The following is a 9,072-nucleotide window of genomic DNA, read 5'->3' on the forward strand; positions in this document are numbered from 1 at the left end:
GGACAGGCCGCGAGACGCCACCCGGCCCCGAAAGTCCCCGCTCGAAGAGCTCGGGGGAGATCGAGGACGAAGCCGTTCAGGCCGCAGCGGGGGTCCGGGGGCGGAAGCCTCCGGGGTGAACGCCGTACACGCCGTACACTGGGGGAGAACACGCAGGACCCGCGCCTACGTCCCCGTTTTGACCCGGCGAAGGCGCCGCAGGTATCCTGCGGGTTCGTTGTGTATTGGCTTGCTCATTCTCACGGGACGGGCCCTTACACCGGTCCACCGGGCCGATGACCAGCGACCAGCACGCGGTTTGCGTCACCGCGGTGCGGTCAGGGCTGTCGTGATCGTCTTCGGTGACCTTGTCAGGACCACTCACTGAAGAAGCGAAGGCTACGAACCGTGCGTACGTACAGCCCCAAGCCCGGCGATATCACGCGCCAGTGGCATGTCATTGACGCCCAGGACGTCGTCCTGGGTCGCCTGGCGTCCACCGCCGCCACCCTTCTCCGGGGCAAGCACAAGCCGATCTACGCGCCGCACGTCGACGCTGGTGACTTCGTCATCATCATCAACGCCGACAAGGTGCACCTCTCCGGCAACAAGCGGACCCAGAAGATGGCGTACCGCCACTCCGGCTACCCGGGCGGTCTGCGCTCCGTCCGCTACGACGAGCTGCTCGAGAAGAACCCCGAGAAGGCCGTCGAGAAGGCCGTCAAGGGCATGCTCCCCAAGAACTCCCTGGGCCGTCAGATGCTCTCGAAGCTGAAGGTCTACAAGGGTGACCAGCACCCGCACGGCGCCCAGCAGCCGGTGCCGTTCGAGATCACCCAGGTCGCGCAGTAAGTCCGGCCACCCCCTAAGACTGAAGAGAATCTGAGGAGAATCGTGGCCGAGACCACTGCCGAGCAGCCGCTCGAAGAGCTTGACATCGACAGCTACACCACCGAGTCCGAGGTCCCCGTCGAGGGCGAGTACACCTCGGAGTCCCTGGCCTCCCGCTTCGGCGAGCCGCAGCCGGCCGCCGGCCTGGGCCGCCGCAAGAACGCCATCGCCCGCGTCCGGATCGTTCCGGGCTCCGGCAAGTGGAAGATCAACGGTCGCACCCTCGAGGACTACTTCCCGAACAAGGTGCACCAGCAGGAAGTCAACGAGCCCTTCAAGGTGCTGGAGCTCGAGGGCCGCTACGACGTCGTCGCCCGCATCGCCGGTGGCGGTGTCTCCGGTCAGGCCGGTGCCCTCCGTCTCGGTGTCGCCCGCGCGCTGAACGAGGCCGACGTCGACAACAACCGCGGCCCGCTGAAGAAGGCCGGCTTCCTCCGCCGCGACGACCGTGCGGTCGAGCGCAAGAAGGCCGGTCTGAAGAAGGCCCGCAAGGCCCCGCAGTACAGCAAGCGCTAGTCCCAGCGGCGCCCCTGCACGTACTCCGAACGCCCCGGCGGCACGCCCACTGTGCCCCCGGGGCGTTCGTATATCACGGGGCTTGGGCGTATAACGGCACAAGCCGTTCAAAGGCTGATGCGACCGGATGCCGGAGGCGTCGAGTGCCATAATCCAGCATCTTTTCGAAACGATGCTTCTCCAGGAGGACAAGTGGGACGACTCTTCGGCACGGACGGCGTGCGCGGCGTCGCCAACGCGGACCTGACCGCCGAGCTGGCGCTCGGCCTCTCCGTCGCCGCGGCGCACGTACTGGCCGAGGCGGGCACCTTCGAGGGGCACAGGCCGACCGCGGTGGTCGGGCGGGACCCGCGCGCGTCCGGGGAGTTCCTGGAGGCCGCCGTGGTGGCCGGCCTGGCGAGCGCGGGCGTGGACGTCCTGCGGGTCGGTGTGCTGCCGACGCCGGCGGTGGCGTACCTCACCGGCGCGCTCGGCGCCGACCTGGGCGTGATGCTGTCGGCCAGCCACAACGCCATGCCGGACAACGGCATCAAGTTCTTCGCCCGCGGCGGTCACAAGCTCGCCGACGAGCTGGAGGACCGTATCGAGGCGGTCTACGAGGAGCACCGTACCGGCGCGCCCTGGGACCGCCCCACGGGCGCGGGCGTGGGCCGCGTCCGCGACTACGACGAAGGCTTCGACAAGTACGTCGCCCACCTCGTCGGCGTCCTGCCGAACCGGCTCGACGGCCTCAGGATCGTCCTCGACGAGGCGCACGGCGCCGCCTTCGGCGTCTCGCCGGAGGCCTTCCGGCAGGCCGGTGCCGAGGTCGTCACCATCGGTGCGGGCCCGGACGGCCTCAACATCAACGACGGCTGCGGCTCGACCCACCTCGGGCAGCTCAAAGCGGCCGTGGTCGAGCACGGCGCCGACTTCGGCATCGCGCACGACGGTGACGCCGACCGCTGCCTGGCCGTGGACCACACCGGCGAGGAGGTCGACGGCGACCAGATCCTGTCGGTGCTCGCGCTGGCGATGCGGGAGCGCTCCGCGCTGCGCCGCGACACCGTCGTCGCGACCGTGATGTCGAACCTGGGCTTCAAGCTGGCCATGGAGCGCGAGGGCATCCACCTCGTGCAGACCGCCGTCGGCGACCGGTACGTCCTGGAGGAGATGAAGAGCAAGGGCTACGCCCTCGGCGGCGAGCAGTCCGGCCACGTCATCATCCTCGACCACGCCACCACCGGCGACGGCACGCTGACCGGCCTGATGCTGGCGGCCCGGGTCGCCGAGACCGGCCGTACGCTGCGGGACCTGGCCTCCGTGATGGAGCGCCTGCCGCAGGTCCTCATCAACGTCCCGGACGTGGACAAGACCCGGGTGAGGACCTCCGCCGACCTGGCGGCCGCGGTCACCGAGGCGGAGCGGGAGCTGGGGGAGACCGGACGGGTGCTGCTGCGTCCGTCCGGAACCGAGCCGCTGGTCCGGGTCATGGTCGAGGCCGCGGACATCGACCAGGCCCGCTCGGTGGCGAGCCGCCTGGCGGACGTGGTGAAGTCGGCGCTCGGCTAACCGGCCTTCCCGCGGGTGCGCTCGCGTTGCCTCGCCCAGAACCACTTCTGGGCGAGCAGGGTGAGCGTGCCGGCCAGGACGATGCCGGACAGGTTCAGCAGCAGCTGGACCACCGACCCCCGGGTCTGGGTGATGTCGCCGTAGGCGAGCGCGACGGCCGCGTTGGCGGCGGCCGGGATGGTGGTCACGGAGATGGCGACGCCGATCAGCGCGCCGGACTTGGCGGACGTCAGGGAGAGCGTGCCGGCGGCTCCGGCGAGGGCCGCCACGACGAGGGAGAACGCGTCGGGGGCGGCGACGAAGCCGGTGCCGGGCCGCGGACCCTTCAGCTTGGCCTCGCTGAACAGCCCGACCGCGTCCATGAACAGTGCGAATCCGGCCGTCACCGTCATCGCCAGCGCGAAGCCGGCCAGCAGGGCGGTCAGCGAGCGCAGCGCCAGACGCGGCGTCCGCTGCACCAGCGCGGTGGCGATGCCCGCCAGCGGCCCGAACTCCGGCCCCACGGCCATCGCGCCGACGATCAGCACGGCGTTGTCGAGCACCACACCGCACGCGGCGATCATCGTGGCCAGCGTGATGAAGGCGAGGTAGGTGACCGAGAGCGAGGAATCCTCGCTCGTGACCTCCTCCAGGTCCTCCCACAGCACCGCGTCCGCGCTCTCGCCCGGCGCCGACTTCTCGGCCTTCTCGGACTGCTCGGACAACGTCAGGTCGACGCCCTCGCCTTCGACGGTGATGGAGCCGGTGCGGTCGATCCCCAGCTTCCGCAGCCCGCCGAGGAGATCCTCACCGGCCTCGCGCGCCACATCGCACAGGACCACGTCACCGGCCGGCTTGCGGGCCGCGGCCGGCAGCACGACGAGGTGCGCGGTGCCGACCGCCGACTCGATCAGACGCACCACGTCATCGGTCCGCTCGGGCGGCGTGATCAGGCGCACATGCAGCATGAAAGGCAGCGTAGACGCCCGTGGACGCCCGTGGACGTCACAGCTTCCGCAGGCTCAGCCGCTGCACCTTGTGGTCCGGGCCCTTGCGCACCACGAGCGTGGCCCGGCCTCGGGTGGGCGCGATGTTCTCCACGAGATTCGGCTTGTTGACGGTCCGCCACATGGTGCGGGCGTAGTCGAGGGACTCCTCCTCGGACACCTGCGTGTACCTGCGGAAGTACGAGGACGGGTCCTGGAAGGCCGTCCGGCGCAGCTTGCGGAACCGGCTCAGGTACCACCGCTCGATGTCCTCGGTGCGCGCGTCGACGTACACGCTGAAGTCGAAGTAGTCGGCGAGCCCGACCCGGGTGCGGCCGTCCTTGCCGGGCAGGGCGGGCTGCAGGACGTTCAGCCCCTCGACGATGAGGATGTCGGGGCGCCGTACGGTGAGCTTCTCGTCGGGGACGATGTCGTAGATGAGGTGGGAGTAGACCGGGGCGGTCACCTCGTCCTTGCCGGCCTTGATGTCGGCGACGAACCGGGTGAGGGCCCTGCGGTCGTACGACTCCGGGAAGCCCTTGCGCGATATCAGGCCCCGAGCCTGGAGCTCCCGTGTCGGTAGCAGGAACCCGTCGGTGGTGACCAGCTCGACCCGCGGGTGCTCCGGCCAGCGGGACAGCAGTGCCCGCAGCAGCCGGGCCACGGTCGACTTGCCGACGGCGACCGACCCCGCCACCCCTATGACGAAGGGCGTGCCGGACTGGGACCCCTGCTCGCCGAGGAACGTGTTCAGCGCGCCGCGCAGCCCGTTCGCGGCGCCGACGTAGAGGTTGAGCAGCCGTGACAGCGGAAGGTAGATGTCCCGCACCTCGTCGAGGTCGATGACGTCACCCAGGCCGCGCAACTGCTCGACCTCCTCGGCGGACAGCGTCAGCGGCGTCTTGGCGCGCAGCGCGCTCCACTCGGCACGGGTGAGGTCGACGTAGGGAGTCGCCTCCGGCCGGGACCGGTGGGCGCTCCGGGGCATCGTGGAGACCGGAGAGATCACAGTCCATTGTTAACGGAGTTCGAACCGCGCGCAGGGTGGGCTGTGTCACGTGGTGGAGGGGGGATCACATCGGTGTCACGGTCGGGTACCGGGGGACTGATCCATGATCATCTGTGGGGAGGCTGTGCGTAGGCTGCGCCGGAACCGATACGGAGATCGTCCGCCGTCAGAAGACGTCACAGGACGTCAGATGAGAAAAGAGTGCTCGTCCGTGAGATCCCTCGTGGTCCGTCGTACCGCCCTTGCCGCGTCCGCTGCCGCCCTGGCCCTGCTCGCCACCGCCTGCGGCGGTTCGTCCGACGGCGACAGCAAGGACAAGGCCGGGGACGGCAAGACCACCCAGGCCGACAAGACCCCCTCGGCGACCCCCGCCAAGGCGCTGACCGCCGACGAGCTGGAGAAGGTCGCGCTGGCGCAGAAGGACGTTGACAACGGCAAGGTCGACACCAAGATCACCGGGGCGAACGACGTCAAGAAGGAGCAGGTCAAGGCGGAGGACACGGCCTGCCAGCCGCTCGCCCTCACCCAGGCCTCGGCCGCGCAGGGCGATCCGGCGGCCACGGTGAAGCGGGTCTGGACGGAGGCGGGCAAGAAGAAGCCGTCCGCCTCCGACGCCATGTCCGAGGAGGCGATGCTCGCCTCCCTCGACCTGGACAAGGTCATCCTGACGCTCGCCTCCTACGAGGACAGCGGCGCCGAGACGGTTTTCAAGGACACGAAGGCGTCCCTGGAGAAGTGCGCCGGCGGCTTCACCTACACCGGAGTCGGCGAGAAGGTCAAGACGCTGAAGGTGACCGAGACCGAGGCACCCGAGGGGGCCGACGAGGCGCTCGCGATGACCATGACGATCGCCGCCGACGGCGGCGACAAGATGGTCTTCAAGGCCGTCGTGGCCCGCAAGGACGCCACCGTCGCCTCCTTCGTCGCTCTGAACCTCGCCGCCGCCGCCACCGGCAAGGACTTCGAGTTTCCCACGCACATCGTGGACACCCAGCTCGCCAAGCTGAAGTGACCTGACGCGCTTCCCACCGGGGCGCTTCCTGCCCCGGTGGGAATTTCCGATTTCGGGCAAGAAGTCGCCCCTTCCACCGGGTGACGGCCCGTAGGCTGCCGCCCATGTGCGGAATCGTGGGATACGTGGGATCGCAGTCGGCGCTCGAGGTCGTGATGGCCGGGCTGAAGCGGCTGGAGTACCGGGGCTACGACTCGGCCGGCGTCGCCGTGCTCGCCGACGGCGGACTGGCGGCGGCGAAGCGGGCCGGGAAGCTGGTCAACCTGGAGAAGGAACTCGGGGAGCGGCCGCTGCCGACCGGTTCCACGGGCATCGGCCACACCCGGTGGGCCACCCACGGCGGGCCCACCGACGCCAACGCCCACCCGCACCTCGACAACGCCGGGCGGGTCGCCGTCGTCCACAACGGCATCATCGAGAACTTCGCCGCGCTACGGGCCGAGTTGGAGGAGCGCGGGCACGAGCTGTCCTCCGAGACCGACACCGAGGTCGTCGCGCACCTGCTCGCCGAGGAGTTCTCCTCCTGCGCCGACCTGGCGGAGGCCATGCGGCTGGTGTGCCGCCGCCTGGAGGGCGCGTTCACGCTGGTCGCCGTGCACGCCGACGAGCCCGGCGTCGTCGTGGGCGCCCGCCGCAACTCCCCGCTGGTGGTGGGTGTCGGCGAGGGCGAGGCCTTCCTCGCCTCCGACGTCGCCGCGTTCATCGCCCACACGCGCTCGGCGATCGAGCTGGGGCAGGACCAGGTGGTGGAGCTGCGCCGGGACAAGGTGACGGTCACCGGGTTCGACGGGCAGCCGGCCGAGGTCCGCTCCTACGACGTCGACTGGGACGCGGCCGCCGCCGAGAAGGGCGGCTACGACTACTTCATGCTCAAGGAGATCGCCGAGCAGCCCAAGGCGGTCGCCGACACCCTGCTGGGCCGCATCGACGGGGCCGGGAACCTGACGCTGGACGAGGTGCGGATCAGTGCCTCGGAACTCCGCGAGATGGACAAGGTCGTCATCGTCGCCTGCGGCACGGCCTTCCACGCGGGTCTGATCGCCAAGTACGCCATCGAGCACTGGACGCGGATCCCGTGCGAGGTGGAACTGGCGAGCGAGTTCCGCTACCGGGACCCGATCCTGGACGCGCAGACCCTCGTCATCGCCATCTCCCAGTCGGGCGAGACGATGGACACGCTGATGGCGCTGCGCCACGCCCGCGAGCAGGGCGCCAAGGTGCTGGCCATCTGCAACACCAACGGCTCGACCATTCCGCGCGAGTCGGATGCGGTGCTCTACACGCACGCGGGGCCGGAGGTCGCGGTCGCGTCGACGAAGGCGTTCCTGACGCAGCTGGTGGCGTGCTATCTGGTGGCGCTGTACCTGGGCCAGGTGCGGGGCACCAAGTGGGGCGACGAGATCCAGGCGGTGATCCGTGACCTGTCGCGGATCACCGGCGCGGTGGAGCAGGTCCTGGAGACGATGGAGCCGGTACGGGAACTGGCGCGCTCGCTGGCCGACAAGAACACGGTGCTGTTCCTGGGGCGGCACGTCGGCTATCCGGTCGCCCTCGAAGGCGCCCTGAAGCTCAAGGAGTTGGCGTACATGCACGCCGAGGGCTTCGCGGCGGGCGAGCTGAAGCACGGTCCGATCGCCCTGATCGAGGAGGACCTGCCGGTGGTCGTGGTGGTTCCGTCGCCGCGTGGCCGGTCCGTCCTCCACGACAAGATCGTCTCCAACATCCAGGAGATCCGTGCGAGGGGGGCGCGGACGATCGTGATCGCGGAGGAGGGTGACGAGGCGGTCGCCCCGTACGCCGACCATCTGATCCGGATCCCGGTGACGCCGACGCTGCTTCAGCCGCTGGTCGCGACGGTGCCGTTGCAGGTCTTCGCGTGCGAGCTGGCGACGGCGCGGGGGAACGAGGTGGATCAGCCTCGGAACCTGGCGAAGTCGGTCACCGTGGAGTGAGGACGCTCGCCACGGTCACTGGTCAAGCGGCGGTACGTCGAGTCGCCAGGGAGGGCAACCGGGGGAAAGTCGTGTGGTGCGAACTGGTCGCTGCCTGACCGATGAGTTTTCCGTTCCGCCCCGGTCGTACAAGCAACGACGTGCGACACGGGAAGGAACCGCATCCATCATGACCGCGACAGCCAAGGGCCCCGCCAGCTACTTCCCCTCGATAGAGAAGAAGTACGGCCGGCCGATCGCCGCGTGGCAGGACCTCATCCGCTCCTCGCCCCTGACCAGGCACATGGAACTGGTGAACTGGCTCAAGGCCGAGCACGGCCTGGGGCACGGGCACGCCAACGCCCTGGTGGCGCACACGCTCCGCGAGGACGGCGGCAGGTGAGATGCGGCCCGTAGGGTGCTCGGCATGAGCATCATCGGGGTCGGTATCGACGTGGCCGAGATCGATCGGTTCGCGGCGTCGCTGGAGCGGACGCCCAGTCTGGCGCAACGGCTCTTCCTGGAGAGCGAGTTGCTGCTGCCCAGTGGGGAGCGGCGGGGCATGGCCTCGCTCGCCGCGCGGTTCGCCGCCAAGGAGGCGCTCGCCAAGGCCCTGGGAGCGCCGGCCGGGCTGCTCTGGACGGACGCGGAGGTGTACGTCGAGGACAGTGGGCGGCCTCGGCTGAGGGTGACGGGGACCGTGGCGGCGCGGGCCGCCGAACTCGGGGTCACCTCCTGGCACCTCTCGCTGAGCCATGACGCGGGGGTGGCGTCGGCCGTCGTGGTGGCCGAGGGCTAGGGCCTGTCGTCACATCCCCGTCTGCCCCGCGACGCCTGGCACGCTCCCCCGGGCTCTTCGAGCAGGGGAACCCCAGAGCACGCACCAGACGCCGCGGGGCCGCCCTTCGGACGACGACGGGAAGGTGACGGCAGGCCCTGGCGCCGGGTCCAGCACGGCGGCTGCGGGTCCGGCTGCGGGTCCGGCTGCGGGTCCGGGTGCGGTTCCGCCGTCGTTCGGGGCAGACTCGACCGCATGCGTACCGCGTACAGCGTAGAGACGGTCAGGACAGCCGAACGCGCGCTCATGGCGCGGCTGCCGGAGGGGGCGCTCATGCAGCGGGCGGCGGCCGGACTCGCCGCCGCCTGCGCGGACTTGCTCGGGCGGGTGTACGGGCGGCGGGTGGTGCTGCTGGTCGGCAGCGGGGACAACGGCGGGGA

10 protein-coding genes are annotated in these 9,072 nt (G+C 70.1%); 8 read left to right on the plus strand and 2 right to left on the minus strand.

All coding sequences use genetic code 11. The features are described 5' to 3' along the window. Window positions 1-387: 387 nt before the first annotated feature. The 3 genes from rplM to glmM all read left to right on the plus strand — a co-directional run bounded on the left by rplM (window position 388) and on the right by glmM (window position 2,937). Complete coding sequence (gene rplM / locus C1I97_RS24625; RefSeq protein WP_073948307.1) at window positions 388-831, plus strand: 50S ribosomal protein L13; 444 nt, start codon at window positions 388-390, stop codon at window positions 829-831. A 42-nt stretch (window positions 832-873) separates the two neighbouring features. Further along, entirely contained in the window at window positions 874-1,386 is a 513-nt protein-coding gene (gene rpsI, locus C1I97_RS24630) for a 30S ribosomal protein S9 (RefSeq protein ID WP_111005365.1), read from the plus strand. A 192-nt stretch (window positions 1,387-1,578) separates the two neighbouring features. Next, a complete protein-coding gene (glmM, locus tag C1I97_RS24635) occupies window positions 1,579-2,937 on the plus strand; it encodes a phosphoglucosamine mutase (RefSeq protein ID WP_111005366.1) in 1,359 nt (452 codons plus the stop codon). Here the strand turns inward: glmM and C1I97_RS24640 are convergent. Together C1I97_RS24640 and coaA are read right to left on the minus strand one after the other, a co-directional pair. After that, window positions 2,934-3,884 (minus strand): DUF389 domain-containing protein, encoded by a 951-nt coding sequence (locus tag C1I97_RS24640; RefSeq protein WP_111005367.1) that lies wholly within the window; start codon window positions 3,882-3,884, stop codon window positions 2,934-2,936. The two genes, glmM and C1I97_RS24640, sit on opposite strands and share 4 nt — an antisense overlap. A gap of 37 nt (window positions 3,885-3,921) precedes the next feature. Continuing rightward, window positions 3,922-4,890 (minus strand): type I pantothenate kinase, encoded by a 969-nt coding sequence (gene coaA, locus C1I97_RS24645; RefSeq protein ID WP_181446893.1) that lies wholly within the window; start codon window positions 4,888-4,890, stop codon window positions 3,922-3,924. A 232-nt stretch (window positions 4,891-5,122) separates the two neighbouring features. Between coaA and C1I97_RS24650 the strand changes: the two genes are divergently transcribed. From C1I97_RS24650 to C1I97_RS24670, 5 genes are all read left to right on the plus strand, one after another. Then, window positions 5,123-5,923: a hypothetical protein gene (locus C1I97_RS24650; RefSeq protein ID WP_111005369.1), complete on the plus strand. Its 801-nt coding sequence runs from the start codon at window positions 5,123-5,125 to the stop codon at window positions 5,921-5,923. A gap of 104 nt (window positions 5,924-6,027) precedes the next feature. Continuing rightward, on the plus strand, window positions 6,028-7,875 hold the full coding sequence (gene glmS, locus C1I97_RS24655; protein ID WP_111005370.1) for a glutamine--fructose-6-phosphate transaminase (isomerizing): 1,848 nt from the start codon (window positions 6,028-6,030) through the stop codon (window positions 7,873-7,875). Between the two features lie 169 nt (window positions 7,876-8,044). Beyond that, window positions 8,045-8,257: a DUF4287 domain-containing protein gene (locus C1I97_RS24660; protein ID WP_111005371.1), complete on the plus strand. Its 213-nt coding sequence runs from the start codon at window positions 8,045-8,047 to the stop codon at window positions 8,255-8,257. A gap of 24 nt (window positions 8,258-8,281) precedes the next feature. Further along, window positions 8,282-8,653, plus strand: a complete 372-nt coding sequence (locus C1I97_RS24665) for a holo-ACP synthase (RefSeq protein WP_111005372.1) — start codon at window positions 8,282-8,284, stop codon at window positions 8,651-8,653. A 234-nt stretch (window positions 8,654-8,887) separates the two neighbouring features. After that, window positions 8,888-9,072, plus strand: a 185-nt coding sequence (locus tag C1I97_RS24670; RefSeq protein WP_309147825.1) for an NAD(P)H-hydrate epimerase, incomplete at its 3' end; no start/stop codon positions are given.

Origin of the sequence: Streptomyces sp. NTH33, from assembly GCF_003236365.1 — a bacterium.
In the GTDB taxonomy this organism is placed as follows: Bacteria; Actinomycetota; Actinomycetes; order Streptomycetales; family Streptomycetaceae; genus Streptomyces.